This is a genomic window from Paenibacillus sp. FSL R7-0313, assembly GCF_037969885.1.
In the GTDB taxonomy this organism is placed as follows: domain Bacteria; phylum Bacillota; class Bacilli; order Paenibacillales; family Paenibacillaceae; genus Paenibacillus.
This window is the reverse complement of record NZ_CP150219.1, coordinates 5,004,456-5,029,802: the sequence shown is the minus strand read 5'-3', so window position 1 is coordinate 5,029,802 and position 25,347 is coordinate 5,004,456. Positions and strand designations below refer to the sequence as shown.

The following is a 25,347-nucleotide window of genomic DNA, read 5'->3' as shown; positions in this document are numbered from 1 at the left end:
CTGACTCAATCCTTTTCATCCTTTCAATCCACGCGTGACTAAATTTACAACGTGTTGTATAGTTTACATTGTATTTATTGAATTATATACATATTCGGACAGATTACAATTTACGTTATGATGTGTTTTCGTTGTTTATTTTACAGAAATTATGAGTTTGTTGTCTAAATCAAAAATAAACGACTGATCGTTTAAAATTGTAATGTTCAAAATTTGAAGGAGGGATACACGTGAAAGACGAGAAGAAATCAGCCGTGGACCCAAGAATATTGCGAACACGTCAGTTAATTCGAGGTGCATTTGTTGAATTGCTGCAGGAAATGGATATTGAGAAGTTGTCAGTCAACAAAATTGCCGAACGAGCGACGATTAATCGGGTAACCTTCTACCTGCACTATCGAGATATTACGGATATGATGGAGAAGATGGCCGACGAGATGATTGAGCATATTGAACGGATCGTGGATGAATATGCCCCTCATTTTGAGAAGCATAGGACGGAAGAGGCTTGGCCTGTTTTGGTCAAGTTACTGGAGCATTTTGCAGAGAACGCCTCGTTTTATAAGGTCGTACTTGCTACAAAGCGCACACCGATTTTTACCGAACGACTGCTCAAATTGTTGAGTACGCTGGTCAAAGCCAAAATTGATCGGGTGGAGATGGAGGATGAACTCGAAGAATCTGGTATTCATAAGGAGATTGCAATCTGGTACGGTTCTTCCGCCCTGATCGGCACCATTGTCGCCTGGCTGCGCAACGACATGCCGTATTCCCCGCATTTTCTGGCGAAACAATTCTCTTTGATTCGCTCGTACTCGTATAATGACCTGATATAATCAAAGTAGAATCCACTGATGGCAAACAGGGAGATATGACAGGAAAATTGCAGCCCATTTGACCTAACGTAATAGAGGAGGAATAATGTAATGAAATATAGTGCAGAACGTATCTATGTGAGATTTTGGAATCTGGAAGATGCCGCTTTGCTTCTGGATCTACAGATTCGTAACCGTGCGGAAATTGAGAAAATCTCAGCGAGTAATCGGGATGAGTCTTTCTACATCTTGGAAGGGCAAAGGTCACTTATTGAGAGCTGGAACAAGAAGAGAGAAGACGGAAATCGCTATTCTTTTGGTATTTTTCTACATACAACGGATGAACTCGTCGGTGAAATTTCTTTGTTCGAGATCATATTGGATTCTACCCCAAAATGGATCGTTGGTTATGTGACGGATATTCTACATCAAGGAAAAGGGTATATGAGCGAAGCCCTGCAATGTGTGCTGGAGTTTGCCAAACACGAAACTAAAATTACTCGAATCGAAGCTGGCGCTGTACCAGAAAACACAGGCTCTATCCGTGTCCTTCAAAAGGCAGGATTCAAGGAGAATGGGTCACAGCCTGTGCCAATCCAGGGAACGTTGAAAGAGCATACGATGTTTGCTGTAGATATACTATAAGCACGAGGTTTTACTATTTACTATATAAGTTGAACTATATATTTCAACGTAACGGAGAGGACAGAAAAAACCTATGGCTACTATACTCGTTGCTGACGACGATGCGAATATTCGCGAACTCGTTTGTTTATTTCTAAAAAACGATGGATTCACAACGGTGGAAGCTGCGGACGGTAAGGAAGCTCTCACCGTGTATGGCGAAACTCCAGTGGATCTGGTTGTGCTTGATATTATGATGCCTGTTATGGACGGTTGGGCACTGTGCAAGGAACTCCGGAGAGCCAATCCCGACCTCCCGCTACTCATGTTGACGGCGAGAGGAGAGACTTGGGAGAAGGTGAAAGGATTCGAACTGGGAACGGATGATTATTTGACCAAACCATTTGATCCATTGGAGCTTACCGCTCGTGTCCGAGCATTGCTCAAACGATACAAAATCGGCTCCACACACACAATCCAGTTTGGCAACGTCATTCTGGATCGTCAGACGTATAAGGTGATGAGAGGCACGGAGTCGCTTACGTTACCACTTAAGGAGTTCGAATTACTGTATAAGCTTGCTGGAACACCAGGACAAGTCTATACACGTGAGCAATTAATCGATCAGATATGGGGTATTGATTACGCCGGAGATGATCGAACGATAGACGTACATATTAAGCGCCTACGCGAACGATTCGCAACTACACCTGATTTTCGAATTGAAACGGTACGTGGGCTAGGATACAGACTTGAGGTCTACGAATGATCCGATCCATATATATTCGTGTGGTCCTGACCTTTCTGGGGTCTGTCATCGCTGGTACGGTCATTTCATTTTTTGTATCTACCTGGATATTTGAGGACAAATTGAACCAAAACGCTCAAATTAACTTGCGTAATTTTGGCCAAGACGTTGTGCAGATCTATAAGACCCTCCCAGTACGTGAAGCGGACTTGTACGTAAGTGGAATGAAGCAGCTCAATTCCTATCATATCCGAATTTACGAAGCTTCCGGTCAGTTCGAGTCTTACGGAAAACTTAACGGACATAAGTCTGCTGCTGTGACGAGTGAGCAACTAAAGAAAGTATTAGCTGGGGGCGTTGTTCAAGATACGAGGGATGGGATCGCTACGGTGATTTTAGGGTTGCCTTTGAAAACGGAGATGGGAACCAAAGCGATGTTTTTGGAAACACTCTCACCTCCCTCAGCCACGTTTGTGGTCAAGTGGGGCTTGATCTTTGCAATCAGTTCGTTGATGACAGGAAGTTTGTTAATCCTGGTTGCTTCTGTATATCTGGTGAGACCGATCAAGAAGTTGACCCAAGCAACCAAACGAATTGCAGCTGGAGATTTCAACGTCAAGTTGAACATTAAGCAAACGACTGAGATTGGTACGTTGGCCCGCAGCTTTGAAGAAATGATGCATGATCTGAAGCAGTTGGAGCAGATGCGCAGGGAATTTGTTACAAATGTTTCACACGAGGTTCAGTCTCCTCTCACCTCGATATCAGGTTACGCTTCGGCACTGAAGCAAGTAAACCTCTCAGAACAAGAACGGAACCGTTATCTGGATATTATCATCTCTGAAGCGAAACGAATGTCCAAAATGAGCGATAGCCTGCTCAAGCTGAGTTTGCTTGAATCGCAGTCACAGCAACTACGGCTCACCACGTTAAGCCTTGATGAACAGATCCGGCGGGTCATCGTGGCACTTCAGCCGCAATGGTCTGCGCGCAACATTCATTTCGAGCTTGATTTGGAGAACGTGAAGGTAACGGCTGATCACGACCAGTTAAATCAGGTATGGACAAACATCATAGGAAATAGCATCAAGTTTTCCAAGGATGGCGGTATGATTAAAGTCCGTATCGAAGAGGATTTCAAAAATGTGACTGTTCTAATATCCGACACGGGCATTGGAATTCCCCTGGAAGACCAGAAGCGTATATTCGACCGCTTTTTCAAGGCAGATCGTTCCCACAGTCGTAAATACGACGGGAGTGGTATGGGACTAGCAATCGTTAAACAGATCGTATCGCTTCATCAGGGTGACATCCGAGTGGAAAGTGAACCTGGTCAAGGCACAACCTTTATGATCACGTTGCCCATCCATCCACCAACCGATAGTTAGATTCACAGGATAGGTGAATGAATTAGAATATCCATCGGAGTATCTAGACCGAATTATCATGTCATGTGTAACATGCAAGCTTCCTTGTATGTTACACATGGCATTTTTTTTGCTTGTTCATACTCCGTTCATATTATGGTCATGGGGAGTACATCTTCGTTGGTTAGGCTTTTATTAGCAGCCTGTTAGGCCAATATACAGATGAGGATAGGAGCAGATGAATGTGAATCAACAAGCAGAGAAAGAAGTACAAAGTAAAAGCAAAATAAAGAAAGTGTTAAACATCTTGTTTAAAGTGTTTGCCGCAATCGTTATCGTAATCCTACTTTTTGTAGCTACCGTATATACCGTTAATAAAATCAGTAGTTATTCGGAGCAAAAAAGAATGGAGCCGTATGGTCAACATGTATCCGTAGACGGGAAAAATATGAATGTATTCATTCAAGGCGAAGGCGAGGAAACGATTGTACTTCTGCCGGGTTTTGGAACAGCGTCACCTGCACTTGATTTTAAGCCACTTATTTCAGAACTATCCCCCTATTATAAAGTCGTTGTGGTTGAACCTTTTGGTTATGGATTGAGTGATCAGACTGACAAGGAACGCAGCACAGCAAATATCGTAAGTGAAATCCACGAAGCGCTGCAAAGTCTACATATTGATCGGTATATCTTAATGGGTCATTCCATTTCGGGGATCTATAGTCTGGATTATGTGAACAAATATGCAGATGAAGTAAGTACATATGTCGGGCTGGACACCAGTGTTCCAGCGATTAGTGAACAGAAGGTTGAAGCATCAGAAATCGTACCGATTACATGGTACCGTAACTTGGGTTTCCCACGTTTGCAATTGAAAATGAGTGATGATCCATATGCTGGGCTACCGTATGATGAACAAACCAAAGAACAATTGAACATTTTGATACAAAAGAACATGTTTAATTCAACTCAATTAAACGAGATTGTAAGCATGTATTCCAATTTTAAAGCAGCTGAACAGTTAACGTTCCCAGTCGATCTCCCGGTTCTTTTCTTTGTTCAAAAGAATCATCCGGCAGTGGACAATTGGGTTCCCGAACACGAGAAGTTAATAGAGAACTCTATACATGGTGAAATGGTGCTGCTGGAAGCAAATCATTATTTATACCGTTCCCATGCCAAAGAAATCGCTGAAAAATTCAGGAGTTTTATGACGCAGCAATAAATATTGATTGGCTTATTCATATTCAGTTCATATTGGCGTCACGGAGAGTACATTTTCATTGGATAAGATTTCATCAGCAGCAAAGAAGACAACCGAACAAACAGTTCAAGACAGGAGAAGATCAGAGTGACACTACCAGAAGGAAAAAAAGCCAAGAACAGAACTAGGGTCAAGAAGGTACGAAATATTATACTTAAAGTACTGGGCGCAATCTTAATTGCCATTATTCTATTTTTAGGTATTGTTTATATCACAAATGTGATTAGTAGTAATTCAGAGGCGAAAAAGATAGAGCCCTACGGTCAGCATGTATCTGTAGACGGGAAAAATATGAATGTGCTCATTCAAGGTGAAGGCAAGGAAACGATTGTGCTTCTGCCCGGTTATGGAACAGCAACACCAGCGCTTGATTTCAAGCTGCTTATTGATGAATTATCTCCATATTACAAAGTGGTTGCTGTTGAGCCATTCGGTTATGGATTAAGTGATGAAACTGAAAAAGAAAGAACCACTGAGAATATCGTAAGTGAAATTCATGAAGCTCTGCAACAACTTGATATTCATCAGTACATGCTTATGGGTCACTCTATTGCAGGCATTTACGGCATTGATTATGTGAACAAATATCCGGGTGAGGTGACTGCTTTTGTCGGTATTGACAGTAGTGTTTCCACCCAACCAAGTATTACAGATGCGAAGTTCCCATTAAAAACTTTTGCTTTTCTCCGAAATACAGGTCTCTTAAGATTAATGATGAAAGTGGGTGCGGACCCCTATGAGGGACTTGCATTCGATGAACAGACGGTTGAGCAGATGAAAATGATCTCGAATAAAAACATGTATAATCCCACCTCATTAAACGAGATGGATCATATTTATACCAATTTTAAAGGTGCTCAAGGTTTAAGCTTCCCTAAAGATCTTCCACTTCTTCTCTTTGTACAAGCGAATAATGAAGGGGTAGAAGGATGGATCCCATTACATGAAGGGCAGATCAAAGATTCAGTACATGGGAAAGTCATCACTATGGATGGTTCACATTATTTACATCATACTCAATTCAAAAAAATTGCTGAAGATGTAAGAGCATTTATGAACGAAGCAAAATAAATATGGTTTCGGCCTTTGCCGTGATGAAAGAGAGAGGAATTCAACATGAGGTTATTTGAGATACTGTTAGTTCTATCCTGTTTTGCTTTACTAATAGACCTACTATTTATTAAAAGAAGTGCAAAGAAAACAGGATTGGGTTTGGGGATAGGAAGTAGCGTTATACTCGTAGTTCAATTGTTAGTTGAGGGATACAGATGGCAGTTGCTTTTGGTATATATCATGACGGCTCTATTCATAATTATTGTTTTACTCAGACATTCCGAAAAGATGATGAATCTAAAAATAGGGAAGTTCTTGAAATATAGTTTATCTTCCCTGATTGTCATTCTGCTGGTTGCTTCTACTGCCTTGTCTGTATACTTACCTGTCTTTAATTTGCCGAAGCCGGATGGTCCAGAGAAAGTGGGAACTCAAACATTTCATTTAACGGACCAGAACAGAGACGAAAGCTTCACTGAAGATCAAAGCGATAAGAGGGAACTAATGGTTCAAGTTTGGTACCCAACTGAAAACAGCAATAATAACAAGCGTGACACGCTGTTTCCAAAAGATAAAGAGAGGTTCAAAAAGTATATTCAGAGCTTCTCTAATTCTTTAAAACTGCCTGAATTTGTGCTCGACTATTGGAAGTATAGTCAAACCAACTCTTATGAAAATAGTGAAATATTGTCTTCTACAAGTCCTTATCCAGTGATACTGCTATCTCATGGTATGGGAACCAGTAGAGTTCTACATGCATCGCAGGCCGAGAATCTGGCCAGTCATGGGTTTATCGTGGTCACCATCGATCATACGTATAGCACCTTTGCTACCCTTTTTCCAGATGGCCGTGTAACGGATTATAAAAAAAGTACGACTACACTAGAGGAACGTACAAAAACAGGGAATATATGGACGAAAGACGTGGAGTTTGTAATCGATCAAATCGAAAAGCTGAATTCAGGTGCAATCGAAAGTCAATTTAAAGGTAAGATCGATTTAAATAACATAGGCGCAATGGGGCATTCTTTTGGGGGGGCAACCGCGTTTAATGCAACTTATCTAGATCAGAGAATCAAGGCCGGGGTTAATATGGATGGGTCATTATATGAAGTGGAAAATAGAGATGATATAAACAAGCCATTTATGTTCATCCGATCGGGAAGTTTTGAAGACTGGTTAGCCAATTTTGAAGTGGATAGAAATTCGGATGATGAAGTAACTAAATTTCTTTCAGATGAGCTACACATTATGAAAAATGTTATCAATCATGGGGGAAATGTGATTTATGTAGAAGGAACCCAGCACTTCAATTTCACAGATCTTCAATTCTATTCGGAGCTGGTTAAGCTGTCCGGAATAACAGGAGACATCAATGGTAAAAGAGGATCAAACATCGTGAATCAATATGTACTCGATTTCTTTAACAAGCAGCTGAAAGGAACGGGTGGAGATCTGATTCAGGGACCGAGCGTCAAGTATCCGGAGGTAAAATTTGTAAACCCAGAAGAACTCTAATACCAAAACATATAAAATTCAGGAGATGATGTGAATGGGACGACAAAAGGGAAAACGAACTTCAATCACCGCCTTAACTCTGGTGTTAACGATGTTGGCTCCAATGTCAGTCATGGCCGCATCAGCTACAAGTAACAGCAACGATCTAACGTATGAACCAACCAAGAAAATAGTGGCGGAGAAAGCCAAGTTGCTCACGGAGACGTACGGTACGACAAGTGTGCAATATGCATTAATGGATAGCGGAGAGATCGTAGTGTCTGGTCAGACAGGCAAGAACGATTTAGAGGGTAAAGTACCGCTTACTTCAAATACGATTTATGGCATAGGATCAACTAGCAAAATGATGCTTACAGCGGCTGTGATGAAGCTGGTTGACGAAGGAAAGGTAGATTTGGATCTTCCTGTTTTGGACTATATCCCTGATTTTAAGATGAAAGATCAGCGCTTCGCCCAAATCACACCACGCATGCTGTTGAATCATTCTTCCGGTCTGCTGGGCAGTACTGGCAGTAATGCCACATTGTACGGGGATAACGACACGTATTCACATGATACGTTTCTGGAGCAATTGGCGAATCAAAACCTGAAGGCAGATCCTGGAGCATACTCGGTGTATAGTAACGACGGTTTTACGTTGGCCGAGATTATGGTTGAACGTGTTAGCGGCATGACTTTTACGGCTTTCATACACCACTATTTTACGGAACCTTTGGACATGCAACATACCAAAACACCACAGGATGTCGTTGACCCGGCAGCAATGGCGGGAATCTATTCTCCTGTGTATGAGGGACAGCTTCCACAAGAGAATTATAATATCATCGCTACTGGAGGCATTTATTCGACCGCTGAAGATCTAGTGAAATTTTCACAAATCTTCACGGGAGAAGTCGATGGCATTCTATCCAGTAAGTCGGTAGAAGCCATGGCGCAAGAAGAATACAAAAGAGGTATGTGGCCGGAGGATAGCGACACGTCTATCTCTTACGGTTTAGGGTGGGATAGTGTGAACTTGTTCCCATTCAGTGAATATGGCATCAAGGCCTTGACGAAAGGTGGAGATACGATATCGTATCACTCCTCATTAATCGTACTGCCGGAATACAATCTGGCTGCAGCCGTTACCTCATCAGGGGGAACGAGTGCCAGAGATCAGTTCATTGCAAGTGAATTATTACTAAGCGCACTTGAGGAAAAGGGTATTATTACGGAACGAAAGCCGGAAAAATCATTTGGCGTGCCAGTGAAGGCTGTTATACCTGAAGAAATATCCACGTATGCGGGTATATACGGTTCTAATAATTCGGTTAAGAAGATCGAAATTAATGCTGGAAAAATGAATGTATCGGCGCTAACAGCTCCAAATAACCCGGCTCAAGTATACACATATACAGCGGATGGTACGTTTGTTAACGATAAAGGCACAGAAAAGCTGAAATTCGTTACGGAACAGAATGGAAGGACGTATCTGTGGTCTCGATCTTATGTATCCTTGCCAGGACTTGGTCAGCTGGCGTTCTCCGAATATACGGCGGAGAAGCTGAAAGCCAATGAATTATCTCAGGATATTACCGCCTCATGGGAACAGCGTGAAGGTAAGAGATACTACGTGGTGAATCAGAAGTATACATCAACAGTATATCTGCATTCATCACCAATCCTCTCTTTCCATATGAATGAAGAGACCCCAGGGTATGTGACCAATAGTAAGATTATTGGAGCCAATGAAGCAGTCACGGATCTGCAAATTCCTGGTATGGCAGGACGGGATGCAAAGGAAATTTATTTCGCTGAGAAGAATGGAGTGGAGTACATTACAGCTCTAGGTAGTGTGTACGCCAGTGAGGAAATAGTACAACCACTCTATTCGGGTAAACAATCTCTAGCAACAATTCAAGCAGACGGATATGCCAGATGGTTTTCGATACCAGCAACGGTGAAAGGAAAAGTCATGACGGTTAAAATGCCTGCAACTGGCGCCTTTGCCGTATATGATCAAAAGGGTATTTGTATTAATCACACCGTAGTCAGCGGTCAGAATGAGGTTGTTTTACCAGAAAACGGCCGCATTGTATTTGCAGGTGACGTGGATTCCACTTTCGAAATTTCATTGAAAAAGTAACAATAGATTTGGTGCAGTGAAAGATGATGATTTTCGTAGGAGTAAAAATAGTGAAAAACAAAAGAAGTCGCGAAATCGCGGCTTTTTTCTGTTCAAGAGATGATGAACATACGAGCGCAGTTACTTTATTGGAAAATTTAGGTTGACACTTCTTTTTATCGCGTATACAATCGTATACATGAATGCGTTGTATACATATGTATACACGTAATGGGGGTGGCAAAAATGAGAGATCGTGATCTGAATGAAATCGATGGAAGTGTACGTCAAGGTGAGCGTCCGGGACGCGATATGAGTGACAATGAGCAACGTGGAGAACGTTCCAGACGTGGAAGAGGTCATGGTGAACATGAGGGAAAACGGGGCCGTGGTGCGCAGACATTCCGTCGCGGACGAATTCTTGTATTTCTGGAACAAATGCAGAATCGAAGAACAACGCTTGTCCGACAACTTGGACAGGAGGAGTATGAACATATTCGCCCGGTGATCAGTGGGGAGTTAAAAGCTATTGATCAGGTCATCGACGAGTATATCCATCTGTTCGAGCTGCAAAATGAAGATGTAAACCCCAATAAGGATCTGGAGAGTGAGAGTGAATAAGTATGATTCGTCGTTTTTTTTCGTATTATCGTCCTTATAAAAAACTGTTTTTGATTGATTTTGGATGCGCTGTACTCGCAGGTCTTCTGGAGTTGGCTTTCCCCCTTGCCGTCAGCAAATTCATTAATGAATTGTTGCCAGGTCAGGATTGGCCTCTCATTTTGCTTGCCTGTGTTGTGCTGTTATCCATCTATGCACTTAATACTGTATTGAACTATGTCGTTACATATTGGGGACATATGCTGGGCATTAACATTGAGACCAACATGCGTGAGAAAATGTTCGCTCACTTGCAGAAGTTGTCCTTCCGGTTCTTTGATAATCGTAAAACAGGCCACTTAATTGGTCATCTTACGAATGATCTGAATGATATAGGCGAGGTTGCTCACCATGGACCTGAAGATGTATTCATCGCAGTAATGACATTGATCGGATCGTTCTGGCTGATGGCTAACATTAATCTTGAGCTTGCGCTGCTTACCTTTATCATTATCCCAATTATGGCTTGGGTCATTATCGTATTTGGTGGTCGCATGACAAAGACGTATCGGCGACTTTTCGGAGACGTCGGCAATTTCAATGCGCGTATTGAAGACAACGTTGGTGGCATGCGTGTTGTGCAATCGTTCGCCAACGAAGAACATGAGAAAGAACTTTTTGCGGTGGATAATCAGAATTTCCGTAAAACCAAACTGCTTGCCTACAAAACGATGGCGAAAAGTATCTCGGTCAGTTATATGATGATGCGACTGGTTACTGTCTTTGTCATGATCAGCGGGGCTTGGTTTTATATCGATGGCAGAATCAATATGGGTGACTTTATGGCCTTCCTGCTTCTGTCCAATATCTTTTTCCGTCCGATTGAGAAAATCAATGCCGTCATAGAAAGTTATCCAAAGGGCATCGCTGGTTTCAAGCGGTATCTGGAGATCATTGATACAGAACCTGAAATTGCGGATAGCAAAAACGCCGTTGAGTTCGAAAGTGTGAAGGGTGATATTCGCTTCGAGAACGTCTCGTTCGGATATGAATCCAGTCGGCGTATTCTGAGTGATATCAGTCTGTCTGTTCGACCAGGGGAAACCGTTGCTTTTGTTGGTCCTTCGGGTGCAGGCAAGACGACGATCTGCAGCCTGTTGCCCCGATTCTATGAGGTAGAAGAGGGACGTATCACCGTAGATGGCGTCGACATTCGTAACGTTAAGCTTCAATCCTTGCGCAAGCATATCGGAATCGTTCAACAGGATGTATTTTTGTTCTCGGGTACCATTAAGGAGAATATTGCTTATGGTGATCTCAGTGCAACGGATGAACAAATCTGGGATGCCGCCCGTCGTGCCTCATTGGAGGAATTGATTCTTATGTTGCCAGACGGTATGGATACAGTCATTGGGGAGCGTGGAGTCAAGCTATCCGGAGGACAGAAGCAACGGTTATCCATTGCTCGTATGTTCTTGAAAAACCCGCCCATTCTTATTCTGGATGAGGCAACCTCTGCGCTGGATACGGAAACGGAAGCACTGATCCAGCAATCACTCGCTGAATTGTCGGTGGGCAGAACAACACTTGTGATTGCGCACAGACTGACAACTATCAAGAATGCAGATCGAATTATCGTAGTAAACACAGATGGTATCGCTGAGCAGGGCAACCATGAGGAATTGGTCGCCGCTGGAGGGATATACAGCCGTCTTCATCAGGTGCAATATAGTCACTCTTAATCCATATAAATTGAATTTACATTGGCCACTCCGATGACAGAACAACCTTCCGATCGCTGTTATCCCCAGATTTTTTATTCCTTCTTTAAAAGGGGAAATCCGGGGATAAAGGCGAGCGCTCCGCTTCTTCAGGTTCTTTCTGTCCTCTCCGTTTCGTGTAAATGTTTAGTTCAATTTATATAGAAACTTAAGTAGCTGACTAAGTATCTGGATAAAGCATCTAAATGAAATAAACCTTGCCGCGCATATGCGCGGCTTTTTGCATGGTGTCAAAAAAAGAGGTTATACAATGTTAAGGAAAAGATAATGTTGACAACGTCCACTAACGTGATTATTATAATGTTGACAATGTCCACTAAAAAGGAGGGTTTGACATCAACTCTCAGTACATAAATCCAGATATACTGGCTGACATGCGACGTTTTAACCGTTTTTATACCAACATACTTGGTGTACTCGACAAGCATATTCTCGGAACAGGGTATTCCTTTGCTGAAGTACGGGTCATTATTGAGATTGGGATTCGGGGAGAGAGCATTGCGAACAATCTGGTAGATACTCTGACCATTGATCGCAGTTACATGAGCCGAATTGTGAACAAGCTGTCCAAGGAAGGACTGCTGGTGAAAGTGGATTCTGCTGCCGACAGCCGGGTCAGTCTGATTCGTCTGACAGCCAAGGGTGAGGAACTGTATGCCCAATTGAATGATCGATCCGATCAACAGATCCTGAAGCTGATGCAAGAATTGAATGAAGAAGAGATTCAAGAGGTATACATCTCCATGATGAACATACAAGAGAAGTTGAACAAGAAGGCAGGAGAGACAACACGATGATACGATTTGAATGTGATTATAACGAAGGTGCGCATGAACGAATTTTACAAAGACTGATGGAAACCAATATGGAACAGACGAGCGGGTATGGCACGGATGAGCATTGCGAACGGGCAAGAATGCTTATTCGTCAGGCCTGTGACAATGAGCAAGCTGATGTTCATTTCCTGGTTGGTGGTACACAGACGAATACAACGGTGATTGCGTCTATTTTGCGTCCATATCAAGGTGTGATTGCTGCGACCTCGGGACACATTGCGGTTCATGAAACTGGAGCTATTGAAGCTACGGGACATAAGGTACTCACGGTTCCAAGCGAGGACGGAAAGATCACACCTGAGCAGGTTAGAGCAGTCTATGATGCGCACATGAATGAGTCGTCACCGGAACATTGTGTGCAGCCAGGCATGGTCTACATATCTCAGCCAACCGAGAACGGAACGATGTACAGCAAGGCAGAATTGCAAGCATTGTATACAGTGAGCAGAGCATGTGGTCTTCCGTTTTTCGTGGATGGAGCACGTCTTGGATATGCACTCGCTTCACGTGATTGCGATATGACACTTGCTGACCTTGCGCGCTTGTGTGATGTGTTTTACATCGGGGGAACCAAGATTGGCGCATTGATGGGAGAGGCGGTTGTTATCCTGAATGATGCGCTGAAACCGGATTTTCGTTATATGATCAAACAAAAAGGTGGCCTGCTTGCCAAAGGCAGATTGCTGGGTATCCAATTCGAAACGTTGTTCGAAGATGGTCTGTACCTCGATATTTCCCGTCATGCGGTAGATATGGCCTTGAGAATTCACGACTCACTTGAACAGCACGGGGTACGTTTCCTGTACGACTCACCAACCAACCAGCAGTTTCCGATTCTGCCTGATCTTTTGCTTGAGAAATTACGCAGCGGTTATACCTTCTCCTTCTGGGAAAAGGTTGACGCTACACACAGTGCGGTGCGATTCTGTACCAGCTGGGCAACTCGTCAGGAGAATGTGGATGCATTGACTCGTGACATTGCTCAATTATTGCACGAAGAGATCCACGTGCCAGAACGGGTCGAAGCATTGGTCTGATCTTGTTCAAAAATGAAAGAGAACAGCCCGATTCCCCTCTCATAAATACGAGTATTTTGAATAAATCCAAAAGCAATTACGCAGAATTCTGATACTGAAAAAAGGACAACTCATTGTGGTTGTCCTTTTTTGGTTTGCCTTTTGTGTGATAGTTGTGAGATAGAGAGGTGCATACTCGGTTACTCACTCAAGGCCATGTCATATTTCTCTTTCAACCGTCGGATATCGGCTCTGGGCGGCGCACCGAACATGCGTGCATATTCGCGGCTAAATTGAGAAGCGCTCTCGTAACCAACCCTGAACGCTACATCTGCCGCGTCGGCAGATTCGGCCATCAGAAGTCGCCGTGCTTCCTGTAATCTTAATTGTTTCTGGAATTGTAATGGACTCATGGCTGTGATCTCTTTGAAGTGACGATGGAATGAAGAGACGCTCATGCTGGCGGTCTCAGCCAGATCTTCAATGCGAAATGGCTGTTCCCAATGATGAACGATGTACTCAATCGCTTCTCTGATCCGATAAGTGCTGCTACCTTCAACCGCAATCTGCGCCAGTTCTCCTCCGTAAGGCCCTTGAAGGAGGCGGAACAGGATTTCTTTAACGTACAACGGAGCCAGAAACGGAATCTCTCCCGGCGTATCCAACAATCGAACAAGTCGGATTACAGCGTCCTGAATGGACGATTCCATCTGACCTACAAACATGGCTCGTCTGGCGTTTTCGTTGAATGTTACCTTGATATTACATTCGTTAAGTACTTCGAGAATTTGGTTCGGTGTGAATTCGAGCTTGAGACTTAAGTAGGGTGCATCAGCGGATGCCTTGATAATCTGCCCGATGACCGGGAGATTCATGGAAGCAATCAGGTAATTGGAAGGTCCGTATTCATAACGCTCCTGTGCGAGCAATACTTCTTTCAACCCTTGAACAATTACACAAAATGAAGGTTTATATACTCTGTATGCCGGTTCACTAATCTTGGAATGGTGATAGACAAACAGGGAAGGGATCGCCGTTTCCATTGCACCGTTATGATTGGAATGGCGTTCGATCAGGTCACTCAATTCCTGTTTTGGTTGAAATAATTCTTCGGTCATACGTATCCTCCTCACGGATTTAACCTACTTAGATTATAAAGCTTACCGTATAGAAGCAAAAGGGGGCCTGAGAGGATCAGGCAATCAATTAAGACGATTGATATACCGCTTGCAGTCCATGACTCGGCATACTAAGAGTATGTTAACAGAGCCAAGCGATTAAAGTTTATTCGAAAAGTTGGGTGAACAAGGTGATGAAGTGGTTATCAAACCATGTGAGGCAAATATTGATTGACAGGCTCGAATCACAGATCAAGTTCGAAGAAAATTCCGTACATCGAGAGATATACTTCACATGCTGGTTAGAGCTAGTTACCGAAGAGGTCGAGACAACATCCATTCACAGAACAAATTGAAGGAGAGTGTGAAATATGGAATATGTGAAATTAGGACGTACCGGTCTGGATGTCTCCAGATTATGTCTAGGTTGCATGAGTTACGGTGTACCGGAACGCGGAATGGCTCCATGGTCCCTGAATGAAGAGCAGAGTCGACCGTTCATCCAGAAGGCGTTGGATGCTGGTATTAATTTCTTCGATACGGCCAATATCTATTCGGATGGAACCAGTGAGGAAATTGTTGGACGTGCATTGAAGGACTTTGCGCGTCGGGATGAGATTGTTCTGGCGACCAAAATTCACCATCTGGAGGATGCAATAGCAGCCCTTACGGTGAAGCTGACTGTGGAAGAGATCGGTTTTCTAGAAGAAGCGTATGTACCGCATCCGGTAACAGGCAATCTCAGTTGATCCGAATTCTTAATGTTAAAGTCGCCATTCGGCGGCTTTTTTTATAGTTATCTGATGAGTGAATTGACAGTTCTCATATATTAAAGTTATTATAGATACATTAGATCCTTAATTGAAAAGGAGATTATATTCTATGAATAACGGACATTCATCCGGTCAAGCGAACGAATCATGGAGTGGTCATTCCGCTCCTTTTGCAACGTTACAGGAAACACCTATCTTATCCCTGCTCCAGCCATCCCAAGGTGAACGTATTCTTGATGTGGGTTGTGGCAATGGGGATCTGACAGCCAAAATTGCAGCCGGAGGAGCGCTGCCAATAGGTATAGATTTTTCAGAAGAGACGATTAGGCAAGCTAAACAGAAATACCCTGATATGAATATTCAAGTCGAAAATGCTTGTCATTATCGGACAGAAAAACCGTTTGATGCGGTCTTCTCTCATGCCGTTCTGCATTGGATAAAGGATGCTCCAGCTGTAGTACAATCAGTACAGTTAGCGCTCAAGACGGGAGGACGATTCGTGGCTGAGTTTGCTGGAAGTGGCAACACGGCTATATTAATATCAGCGGTACGAGAAGAATTGGATGCCCGTGGATATGAATGGGAAGGACGGAATCCATGGTATCACCCGACGATTGGCGAATATGCTAATCTACTGGAACAGAACGGATTTCGAGTTCGTCTGGCCCAGCACGTGGACCAATTTACCCCGTTCAAGCCAGGTGCCAGAAAGTGGTTGACCAGCTTCGCGGAGTATTTATTCAGTGGTATCACAGCTGCGGAACAGGATGTTATTATGGAAGCAGTTGAGAAAAAAGTACAGCCACAACTGATGCGGGATGGACAATGGTATTTGGACAGAAGCCGACTGCGAGTCGTAGCTGTTAAGGAATAGGGGAATGCGGTATGAAAGTGGACAAACCCAAGCTTCAGGAGCAGTTGCTCGAACCGGAAACGATTGTATTTCTCGAATCCAAAGTGGAGTACAAACACAAACTGATCGAGAACATTACATTGGATCAACAGGAAGCGAGTAAGGTTTCCTTTGAAAATGTTGTATTTAGACATGTGACGATCTCGGAGTCTGCCTTGGAACAATTTGAATTCACCGATGTCCGGTTCGAACACTGCGACTTCTCCAATGTCAATCTCTCTGGTGCCTTCATGCATCGGATCGAATGGCATAACTGCAAGTTTGTCGGAACTGATTTTTCCAATAGTCGATTGCAAAATGTCAGTTTCCTTCATGGTCTAGGAGACTATAGCAATTTTCGTTTTGCCCATCTGAAACAGGTCTCCTTCTCGGAATGTACCTTGATTGGTGCAGACTTTGCCTATCTGGCACTGCAAAAAATGGAGTTCAATATATGTAACATCGACCAAGCTTCCTTAACGGGAACCAAATTGAAGGATTTGGATCTTAGCGATTGCGAATTTGACTCCTTGGTTCTGACCATGGAAGATCTCAACGGTTGTGTGATTTCACCACATCAAGCCGCCACATTTGTAGGATTAATGGGTTTGGTTATCAAATAAATAACATGATCATAATATCAGGGTTGCCAAGATAGTAGAAGTGTGTATAATTGGAGACACATTAGAATAAAAACAGGTTTTCTAGGGTTCCGCGGCGGATGTGTCGGTCTGGTCCGAGAGAAAACCCGCAACCTGTTGGTTGTGCCACGGAGGGATAAAAGCCTGGGAGATGAACTGCTACATGCAGTTTGTTTCCCGGGCTTTTTTTGTTTTTTCGCTAATGAATCTTTACAGGCTGTACAAAAAATGTACTAGAGAAGGAGTGTTACAGGAATGAATAAAACGTGGATGTCGGTTGTGATTGCTGCTTTCTTTGAAGTGGGTTGGGTCATTGGATTGAAACATGCGAGTGGTCTGCTGGAATGGGGCCTCACCCTGGTTGCGATTATGATCAGTTTCAGCTTAATGATTGTAGCTTCGCGGACACTGCCTGTGGGAACCGTGTATGCAGTATTTGTTGGCCTGGGTACCGCTGGCACGGTACTTGCAGAGATTGTTCTGTTTAATGCACATGTCCAAACCGGAAAAATGGTACTCATTGGTCTACTTTTACTCGGCGTAATTGGTCTTAAAATGCTGAGCAAAGAGAAGAATAAGGAGGTGCAACTATAATGAACTGGGTATTTCTTATCTTGGCAGGTGTATTTGAGATGATCGGAGTGCTTATGATAAACAAGTTGCACAAAGACCGTAATCTCATTTCACTGGTTCTATTGGTAGCCGGGTTTGGATTGAGCTTCCTGTTCCTGTCCCTTGCGATGGAAACTCTTCCGATGGGGACAGCATATGCGGTATGGACGGGAATCGGAGCTTCCGGCGGTGCTATTCTTGGCATGGTTTTTTACGGAGAACCTCGAAATGCCCTAAGAATTCTGTTTATCGCTATGGTGCTTGGATCGGCAGTCGGTCTTAAATTGGTCAGTTAAACAAAGTGATATTAAAAAGATAATGTACAGATTACGTTTTTAATGGTATCCTTATACGTTACGTGTGAAATAAAAGATGCGTCTTATTGATAGATGTGCGTAAATGAAGGAGACAACATGACATTTAAGGACTTAAATATTATCCCCTCTATTATGGAAGGGTTAAGCAAAGCAAACTATACTAATCCTACCCCTATACAGGAACAGGCCATACCAGCTGTATTAGCTGGCAGAGATCTGCTGGGATGTGCACAGACAGGAACAGGCAAGACGGCAGCATTTTCGGTGCCGATCATTCAATTATTAAGCGAAAGATCCAAAGGACCCAAGTCCACACGACATATTCGCTCATTAATTTTGACACCAACACGAGAACTGGCTATTCAGATCGCGGATAACATCAAGGTATATAGCCGATATACGGACATTCGTTGTACGGCAATTGTTGGCGGCGTTTCGCAAAAAGTACAAGAGCGTGCGTTGAATCAAGGTGCAGATATTATTATCGCAACACCTGGTAGATTGAACGATCTGATTAATCAGAAACGTATTGATCTGAAGATGGTTGAGATTCTCGTTCTGGATGAAGCAGATCGGATGTTGGACATGGGCTTCATTCATGATGTGAAAAGAATCATTGCCAAAATGCCGAACAAAAAGCAGACGCTGTTCTTCTCAGCTACAATGCCTCCTGAAATCACCAAAATGGTTAAAACCCTGCTGGTTGATCCAGTCAAAGTAGAAATCACACCGGTATCTTCAACGGTAGACCGTATTGAGCAATCTATATATTTGCTGGAGAACGGTAAAAAGCAACATATGTTGAACCAAATTTTGGAGGATAAATCCATCGTCACGGCATTGGTGTTCACACGCACGAAGCGCGGCGCTGACCGGGTTACACGTGATTTGGCCAAAGTGAATGTTACGGCACAGGCTATTCACGGCAACAAGTCTCAGAACGAGAGACAACGGGCACTGAACAACTTCAAGAGTGGTGCAACACGTGTATTAGTTGCGACGGATATCGCGGCAAGAGGAATTGACGTGGAGGAACTGTCACATGTCATTAACTTTAACCTGCCTAACATTCCGGAAACGTATGTTCACCGTATTGGCCGTACAGGTCGAGCTGGGAAAAGCGGAATGGCAATTTCGTTCTGTGAGAAGGATGAACTTCCATTCCTGAAGGATATCGAAAAAGTAATCAAAAAGACGATTCCTGAAGTGAAAGGTCATCCGTATCCAATGACAGGTGTACCTGTGTTTGATAAAACCAGCAAAGCATCAGGAAGTAAACCTTCGTTCAACAAATCGGCTTCAGGCAAACCGGCGAAGTCCAAAGCTAACCCGGCACGCAAGCCCAAATCCGAATGGTTTGCCAAGAGTGGTAAATCAAACAGTAGTCGTTCAAACGACGGTAGATCCAATAGCAGTAGATCAAACAGCAGTAGCAGTAAATCAAACCCTGGCTCATTCAGCCGCAGCAGCAAAACTAGGAATGATAGAGCCAATTAAGCTCTAAATAAATCCAGATAAAACCTTCTCCACTCATATGGAGAAGGTTTTATTATGTGCTTTTATGTGCAACGAGCTTATTTACATACGAACTTACATTCGGTATCATTATATCGTCCAATGGTGAAAGGGAGGTACTGACTTGAAGGATACGATGATTGAATACAGTTTGAAGAAGAAAGGCGCGACCAAGGATTATCCATTTGGTCCTGATCCAGTCGCGATTAAGGTTGCGGGTAAGATGTTCGCGCTTATTTTTGAAAACAAAGAAAAGCACTGTCGCTTAAACTTAAAATGTGATCCCGTTATTGCAGAGAACCTGAGAGAGCAGCATGAAGCAGTTCAACCGGGATATCATATGAACAAAAAACACTGGAATACCATTACACTGGATGGTTCCTTGTCAGATGAGGATGTCTACGTCATGATCGATCACTCGTATGATATGGTTGTCAAATCCCTTCCGAAAAGCGCTCGGGAATCTCTGGCCGAATAGTGAAGCATTTCTATTTGAGTTAACACCAATTTAACTCATGTTACTCGTCATTCATCAGGTCAGTGACCTGGAGTTTCTCATATGTCTCGGCTAATGTCTGTCTATTCGTCGCGTATTCGATTTTATAGATACAGGAGTAGATGACGTTTAACACATATTCGAAAGCAATCTGGGAAGAAAAAGATCCAATCTTGGCAAGCTTCACTTCATCATCGGGAACTCGTATACAGATGGAGCTGAGCTTTGCCAGTTCACTCTGACTGGTTGCCGTAATGGTGATAAAAGGGATACTCTCACGCTTAAAATGATGGGCCGCTGTAATATAACTCTGAGATTTTCCATGATAGGTGAGGAAAATGGCACAATCTCTTGTTGTCAGATTGACAGTATGGTGCGCCCATTCAGACAGCTCGGTGGCAATGACTACATATTTGTTGATTTTGAACAATTTATTTTGAAAACTTTTCGCCCGGATCTGTGAATCGCCCAAGGCGTAGATGAATATCCGATCAGCCCGATCCAGCAATTGCGCTGTATGTGACAGCAAGTCATCGTCCATATATGCCACATTCTTCTCGATGGTCTCCTTCATTAATTCGGCAATTTCTTTTGCCACCTGAAGCGAAGACTCACCCAGACTGAACGGATAATTAGGGTCCACATTGGATATGTTCTGGGCGGAGTCCTGCTCAAATTCCCGGGCAAGTCGAATCATGAATTCTTTGAAGCCAGTGAGTTCAAGTTTGTGAATGAGTCGGTTAATTGCCGAATGTGAGGTATAGGTGACTTTCGCGAGTTCTTGCACATTGAAGTGTAGAATACGGTCCTTATGTGTCAATATATAAGAAGCGATGCTTTTTTCATTCGGTGTAAAGTTATACATGTCGGATAATTGAGTTAATATTTTCAATAAATTCACCCCAAATAAGTTGAATAACGTCGATTAACGGGCGTTCATTAAACATTTTGTTTACAGACAGACCGTTAAGGATACATAAATATGGTCGATTGTACCGTTATGGCGGCAAAGCCTTTATTCAGGGCTGTCTTCTTTTATAATAAATGAAAAAGAGCTTTGGGGGGAATGATTATGTTAACCATCGGATACATTGGTAATGGCAAAAGCACGAATCGATACCATCTTCCGTTTTCATTGAATCGGGATCATCTGAACGTAAAGATCATATACGCACGCAATCTGGATAAAACCGAGTGGGATCGTATACCTGACGTAAACTACACGGATGATGTCACTACATTGATGAATGATGAGGACATTCAATTGGTGGTGGTCTGCACACACACGGAGTCCCATTATTCATACGCGAAAATGGCACTTGATCACGGAAAACATGTGCTTGTGGAGAAACCGTTCATGTTAACACAGGCCGAGGCCATATCTATCTTCCAATACGCCAAAGAGAAAAATCTGGTGATCCAATGTTATCAGAACAGACGTTATGATTCGGACTTCCTTACAACGAAGAAAGTAATTGAATCAGGCAAGTTGGGGGATCTGTTGGAAGTAGAGATGCACTACGATTACTATCGCCCGGAAATTCCGAACAACACCTCCCATTTTTCCAAATATAACAGCTATCTATACGGGCATGGGGTGCATACCATCGACCAGGTGTTGTCCTACTTTGGCAAGCCGGATACCATCCATTCCGATGTGCGTCAACTGCTTGGTGAGGGAAGAATGAACGATTACTTTGACCTGGACTTTTATTATTCCACCCTCAAGGTATCCGTAAAATCAAGCTTTTTCCGCTTGAAGCCCCGTCCAAGCTTTGTGGTATATGGCAAGAAGGGGATGTTTGTGAAACAAACGGAGGATCGTCAGGAGGAACATCTGAAATTGTTTTATCTGCCAAAGGGACAAGCTGATTTTGGCGTGGATCTCCCACAGCACTATGGCGTCTTGACCTATCTGGATGATGAAGGAATCTATCATGAGGAAAAAGTGGTTTCGGAGATTGGCGACTACGCCCGAGTGTATGACGATATCTATCAAGCCATTGTACATGGCAAGGATAAGGTCATCAAAGATGAAGAAACGATTACCGCGATGGGGATTCTGGAACAAGGTATAGCAGCGTGCAAGTAAACAAATAAGCATTTGAGCTTACGATTATAGATCAGTTTCAAAGAAAAGGTAAGTAAAGATGAGCGACAAAAAGCCACCTTCAGGTGGCTTTTGTCATTCAATTTATTTCATTTTGAGTTTTGGAATGCATCTGGACTTGTGAGGTATTAAGTTAAATCCACAACCACTTTAACCGTTCCTTTGGCCTGAATGGCTGTATTAAAGGCTTCCTGGATATCATCCAGTTTGTATACCTGTGTTACAAGGGTGGATAATTCATGATGGAAGTGGGTCAGATGTTCCACAACCTTACTGAAATCCTCGTGCGTGTATCCACTGGAACCTTTCACTTGCACTTCTTTGGACATCACCTGTTGCAGGCTGATGGGCACCTCGGTTTTATATACGGCAATAATGGAGATTCTGGCCTGCGGTTTGACAATCTTCATGATCTTCTCGAACAACACGGGAGCACCAGCCGCATCGATAAATACATCGACATTAGGCACCTCAACGCCGTATACATTAACGCTGCCGAAGTGTGCAGAGAGTCCCTCTTCGAGGGTAGTAGCCGAGGTATTCACGGTCAGAGCACCGAGTCCTGCAGCTTTGGCGAGACGCCATTCGTCGATATCGACAACACATACCTGTTTCATACCCTCAGCAATCAGACTTGCAGCAGCCAGCAGGCCAATCGGACCCGCACCCATGACGACAATCCGATCTTCAGGCTTCGGATCTGCACTGAAAGCCCCATGTCGTCCTACACTCATGGGTTCAATCAATGAGGCTACTTCTGCCGGAACACTTGGATCTATTACATATAAGTTATAATCAAGCTGGGCTTCTTCTACCAGAACGTACTGGGAGAATCCGGAGCATTCCAGCGATTTGCGTCGTCCGACTTTTTTGGCGGTAATGGGATTAATGCCTACACGCATTCCGATGTGGATCTCCGAAGCAACGTCAGAGCCGATCTCAACAACTTCACCAACCATCTCATGTCCAAATTCAGAGCCCAGGCTGATGCCCATATCCCCTTGACCCACTTTAACAATATTAATATCGGTTCCGCAGATTCCACCGCGCAGATTTCGAACCAGGACATCGGTTGGACCGACAACCGGCATTGGTTTTTCTTCCACACGAATATCATTTCTACCATAATAAATAGCTGCTTTCATCTTGATTCACTCCTTATGACTGATTATCATTCACTGCTTGAGCGACTGAGTACGTTTATCATGATGCAGCGATGTTTCCGTGTTGTTTGAATATTGTTTATGAGATATTAATTTAACAGATGATAGATAGACGGTTTAAACAATTTTTTAACATCTGGACATTATAATGAGGACATGCAGCACGAGAGGATGATTAGATGATCAAAATACTTGTGGTAGAGGACGATATTAAACTGAATCGTATTATCTGTACATATCTAACCAATAACGGTTATCACGCTATCGGATGTTTTAATCCGCGAGAGGCGTATGATTTGATGTATAACGACATGTACGATCTTCTGATTTCCGATGTCATGATGCCAGAGATCGACGGATTTGAGTTTGCAGAGACGGTGAGACAGATTAATAAAACCATTCCCATTCTTTTTGTTACAGCACGTGACGATATTTCCTCGAAACAAAAAGGGTATCAGGCTGGGATCGATGATTATATGGTCAAACCAGTGGATCTGGACGAGCTCGTCCTGCGTGTAGGTGCGCTGTTGCGGCGGGCCAATATTGCCCATGAGAAGAAGCTGAGTGTAGGAAGTCTGTTGATGGATGCAAATGATATGACAACAACGGTGAATGGAGAAGAAATTTCCGTAACGGTGCGAGAATTCAATATCCTTTACAAACTGCTTTCCTATCCCAAACATACCTTTTCCCGTGCACAGCTGATGGACGAGTTCTGGGGCATAGACAGTCAGACCAGCCTGCGTGCAGTGGACGTCTACATTGTGAAACTTCGGGACAAGTTCTCCGTGTGTGAGGATTTTAAAATCGTAACGGTTCATGGACTTGGCTACAAGGCCGTATTGCAATGAGCAAGACACAGATCACGGACGTGCGAATTAAAAAGCCACTACTATCATGGAAAGAGTTTCTCGGTACGTATCTCTTGTTATCTACATTGACCGCAGGACAAGCTCTCATCTATAACGCCTATCTGCCCGTGGGTTATGTCCCATGGCCCTACATTTTCGGTATCTCGGGATACTGGGTCATCGTCAGTCTTATTTTTTGCCTGGTGACAGCAAGGCAGAAGTATAATGCCTTCGATAAGCCGATGCGCAAGCTCAGTGAGGCTGCGAAGCAGGTAGCGGAAGGTGATTTTTCCGTGTATCTGGAACCGATTCACCGAGCAGATAAGCAGAACTACGTGGATGTGATGTTTGAGGATTTTAATAAAATGGTAGAAGAACTGAACAGTATTGAAACGTTGAAAAATGATTTCATCTCCAATGTATCTCACGAGATTAAGACCCCGTTATCGGTCATCCACGGGTATGCCATGGCGTTGCAACAGGATGATATACGGCCAGAGCTCCGAAAAGAGTACACAGAAACCATCATTTCTTCCACGAACAAACTCGCGACCCTCGTCGTTAATATCCTGAAGCTGAACAAATTGGAGAATCAGGAGATTATCCCTGTTGCCGAGCCTTATGATCTGTGCAGGCAGCTTGCCGAATGTGCTCTATATTTTGAACAGACCTGGGAAGAAAAAGATATTGAATTCATGGTGGATATCGAAGATCGTGCGATCATTCATGCGGAAGAGAGCATGCTGGAGATCGTATGGCATAACCTCTTCTCCAATGCGCTCAAATTCACATCTCCCGGAGGAAAGATCACCCTCAAGCAGACGTCGGATGAAGACACCATTACAGTCATGGTATCGGACACAGGCTGTGGCATGAATGAAGAAACGATGAAACATATCTTCGATAAATTCTTTCAAGGGGACCCCTCCCATCACGGAGAGGGAAATGGCCTTGGTCTCGCTCTTTCCTTGCGTGTCATTGAGTTGGTAGGGGGTGTTATTTCAGTGGAGAGCAAACCGCAGAAGGGCACAACCTTCACCGTTAAGTTAAAGTGGGAGAGTAACATATAGCCTAGTTACGTGAGCTTAAATAGCTAAGCCTGAATTCGAAACCATCGAATTCAGGCTTTTATT

At 43.4% G+C, this 25,347-nt stretch carries 24 protein-coding genes, 1 pseudogene and 1 riboswitch; of the genes and pseudogenes, 22 read left to right on the top strand and 3 right to left on the bottom strand.

All coding sequences use genetic code 11. The annotated features are described in order from the left end of the window. The first annotated feature begins 230 nt into the window (after nt 1-230). The 12 genes from NSQ38_RS21825 to NSQ38_RS21770 all read left to right on the top strand — a co-directional run bounded on the left by NSQ38_RS21825 (nt 231) and on the right by NSQ38_RS21770 (nt 13,747). Nucleotides 231-836, top strand: a complete 606-nt coding sequence (locus NSQ38_RS21825; RefSeq protein WP_339784029.1) for a TetR/AcrR family transcriptional regulator C-terminal domain-containing protein — start codon at nt 231-233, stop codon at nt 834-836. Nucleotides 837-926: 90 nt separating this feature from the next. Next, on the top strand, nt 927-1,460 hold the full coding sequence (locus NSQ38_RS21820) for a GNAT family N-acetyltransferase (RefSeq protein WP_339784028.1): 534 nt from the start codon (nt 927-929) through the stop codon (nt 1,458-1,460). Between the two features lie 73 nt (nt 1,461-1,533). Beyond that, entirely contained in the window at nt 1,534-2,208 is a 675-nt protein-coding gene (locus NSQ38_RS21815; RefSeq protein WP_076211879.1) for a response regulator transcription factor, read from the top strand. Then, nucleotides 2,205-3,575 (top strand): HAMP domain-containing sensor histidine kinase, encoded by a 1,371-nt coding sequence (locus NSQ38_RS21810; protein ID WP_339784027.1) that lies wholly within the window; start codon nt 2,205-2,207, stop codon nt 3,573-3,575. The genes NSQ38_RS21815 and NSQ38_RS21810 overlap by 4 nt, the downstream gene beginning before the upstream one ends. Before the next feature lie 217 nt (nt 3,576-3,792). Continuing rightward, nucleotides 3,793-4,779 carry an alpha/beta hydrolase gene (locus NSQ38_RS21805; RefSeq protein ID WP_339784026.1) on the top strand — a complete coding sequence of 329 codons (987 nt, stop codon included), beginning with the start codon at nt 3,793-3,795 and terminating at the stop codon, nt 4,777-4,779. A gap of 126 nt (nt 4,780-4,905) precedes the next feature. Then, nucleotides 4,906-5,889 (top strand): alpha/beta hydrolase, encoded by a 984-nt coding sequence (locus NSQ38_RS21800; protein WP_339784025.1) that lies wholly within the window; start codon nt 4,906-4,908, stop codon nt 5,887-5,889. 45 nt (nt 5,890-5,934) lie between these two features. Continuing rightward, a complete protein-coding gene (locus NSQ38_RS21795) occupies nt 5,935-7,389 on the top strand; it encodes an alpha/beta fold hydrolase (RefSeq protein ID WP_339784024.1) in 1,455 nt (484 codons plus the stop codon). Nucleotides 7,390-7,423: 34 nt separating this feature from the next. Next, nucleotides 7,424-9,514, top strand: a complete 2,091-nt coding sequence (locus NSQ38_RS21790) for a serine hydrolase domain-containing protein (protein ID WP_339784023.1) — start codon at nt 7,424-7,426, stop codon at nt 9,512-9,514. Nucleotides 9,515-9,739: 225 nt separating this feature from the next. Further along, nucleotides 9,740-10,114: a hypothetical protein gene (locus NSQ38_RS21785; protein WP_339784022.1), complete on the top strand. Its 375-nt coding sequence runs from the start codon at nt 9,740-9,742 to the stop codon at nt 10,112-10,114. Nucleotides 10,115-10,116: 2 nt separating this feature from the next. After that, a complete protein-coding gene (locus NSQ38_RS21780) occupies nt 10,117-11,835 on the top strand; it encodes an ABC transporter ATP-binding protein (RefSeq protein ID WP_339784021.1) in 1,719 nt (572 codons plus the stop codon). Between the two features lie 413 nt (nt 11,836-12,248). Further along, entirely contained in the window at nt 12,249-12,671 is a 423-nt protein-coding gene (locus NSQ38_RS21775) for a MarR family winged helix-turn-helix transcriptional regulator (RefSeq protein ID WP_339784020.1), read from the top strand. Beyond that, on the top strand, nt 12,668-13,747 hold the full coding sequence (locus tag NSQ38_RS21770; protein ID WP_339784019.1) for a low specificity L-threonine aldolase: 1,080 nt from the start codon (nt 12,668-12,670) through the stop codon (nt 13,745-13,747). Before NSQ38_RS21775 ends, NSQ38_RS21770 begins: the two co-directional genes overlap by 4 nt. Nucleotides 13,748-13,926: 179 nt before the next feature. On the opposite strand, the gene NSQ38_RS21765 is transcribed toward NSQ38_RS21770, so the two are convergent. Further along, nucleotides 13,927-14,844, bottom strand: a complete 918-nt coding sequence (locus NSQ38_RS21765) for an AraC family transcriptional regulator (protein ID WP_339784018.1) — start codon at nt 14,842-14,844, stop codon at nt 13,927-13,929. Between the two features lie 371 nt (nt 14,845-15,215). Here NSQ38_RS21765 and NSQ38_RS21760 point away from each other — a divergent pair. The 7 genes and pseudogenes from NSQ38_RS21760 to NSQ38_RS21730 form a co-directional block, all read left to right on the top strand. After that, a pseudogene (locus NSQ38_RS21760) lies at nt 15,216-15,485 on the top strand (aldo/keto reductase); the annotation flags it as partial. A 241-nt stretch (nt 15,486-15,726) separates the two neighbouring features. Continuing rightward, the gene (locus tag NSQ38_RS21755; protein WP_339784017.1) at nt 15,727-16,491 is read left to right on the top strand and encodes a methyltransferase domain-containing protein; all 765 of its coding nucleotides are present in this window, start codon (nt 15,727-15,729) and stop codon (nt 16,489-16,491) included. An 11-nt stretch (nt 16,492-16,502) separates the two neighbouring features. Beyond that, the gene (locus tag NSQ38_RS21750; protein WP_339784016.1) at nt 16,503-17,132 is read left to right on the top strand and encodes a pentapeptide repeat-containing protein; all 630 of its coding nucleotides are present in this window, start codon (nt 16,503-16,505) and stop codon (nt 17,130-17,132) included. A gap of 70 nt (nt 17,133-17,202) precedes the next feature. Beyond that, nucleotides 17,203-17,303, top strand: a riboswitch (guanidine-I (ykkC/yxkD leader). A 102-nt stretch (nt 17,304-17,405) separates the two neighbouring features. Further along, nucleotides 17,406-17,744, top strand: a complete 339-nt coding sequence (locus NSQ38_RS21745) for an SMR family transporter (RefSeq protein ID WP_339784015.1) — start codon at nt 17,406-17,408, stop codon at nt 17,742-17,744. Further along, nucleotides 17,744-18,058 (top strand): multidrug efflux SMR transporter, encoded by a 315-nt coding sequence (locus tag NSQ38_RS21740; RefSeq protein ID WP_091030808.1) that lies wholly within the window; start codon nt 17,744-17,746, stop codon nt 18,056-18,058. The genes NSQ38_RS21745 and NSQ38_RS21740 overlap by 1 nt, the downstream gene beginning before the upstream one ends. Before the next feature lie 117 nt (nt 18,059-18,175). Beyond that, nucleotides 18,176-19,576 carry a DEAD/DEAH box helicase gene (locus NSQ38_RS21735; protein ID WP_339784014.1) on the top strand — a complete coding sequence of 467 codons (1,401 nt, stop codon included), beginning with the start codon at nt 18,176-18,178 and terminating at the stop codon, nt 19,574-19,576. Between the two features lie 142 nt (nt 19,577-19,718). Then, on the top strand, nt 19,719-20,072 hold the full coding sequence (locus tag NSQ38_RS21730) for an MmcQ/YjbR family DNA-binding protein (protein WP_339784013.1): 354 nt from the start codon (nt 19,719-19,721) through the stop codon (nt 20,070-20,072). Nucleotides 20,073-20,112: 40 nt separating this feature from the next. On the opposite strand, the gene NSQ38_RS21725 is transcribed toward NSQ38_RS21730, so the two are convergent. After that, on the bottom strand, nt 20,113-20,982 hold the full coding sequence (locus tag NSQ38_RS21725; RefSeq protein ID WP_339784012.1) for a MurR/RpiR family transcriptional regulator: 870 nt from the start codon (nt 20,980-20,982) through the stop codon (nt 20,113-20,115). 180 nt (nt 20,983-21,162) lie between these two features. On the opposite strand from NSQ38_RS21725, the gene NSQ38_RS21720 reads away from it, so the two are divergent. Beyond that, the gene (locus NSQ38_RS21720) at nt 21,163-22,182 is read left to right on the top strand and encodes a Gfo/Idh/MocA family oxidoreductase (RefSeq protein WP_339784011.1); all 1,020 of its coding nucleotides are present in this window, start codon (nt 21,163-21,165) and stop codon (nt 22,180-22,182) included. 146 nt (nt 22,183-22,328) lie between these two features. On the opposite strand, the gene NSQ38_RS21715 is transcribed toward NSQ38_RS21720, so the two are convergent. Beyond that, entirely contained in the window at nt 22,329-23,345 is a 1,017-nt protein-coding gene (locus NSQ38_RS21715) for a zinc-binding dehydrogenase (RefSeq protein WP_339784010.1), read from the bottom strand. A 197-nt stretch (nt 23,346-23,542) separates the two neighbouring features. On the opposite strand from NSQ38_RS21715, the gene NSQ38_RS21710 reads away from it, so the two are divergent. Next, entirely contained in the window at nt 23,543-24,214 is a 672-nt protein-coding gene (locus tag NSQ38_RS21710) for a response regulator transcription factor (protein WP_338594556.1), read from the top strand. After that, nucleotides 24,211-25,284: a HAMP domain-containing sensor histidine kinase gene (locus NSQ38_RS21705; protein ID WP_339784009.1), complete on the top strand. Its 1,074-nt coding sequence runs from the start codon at nt 24,211-24,213 to the stop codon at nt 25,282-25,284. The genes NSQ38_RS21710 and NSQ38_RS21705 overlap by 4 nt, the downstream gene beginning before the upstream one ends. Nucleotides 25,285-25,347 lie beyond the last annotated feature (63 nt).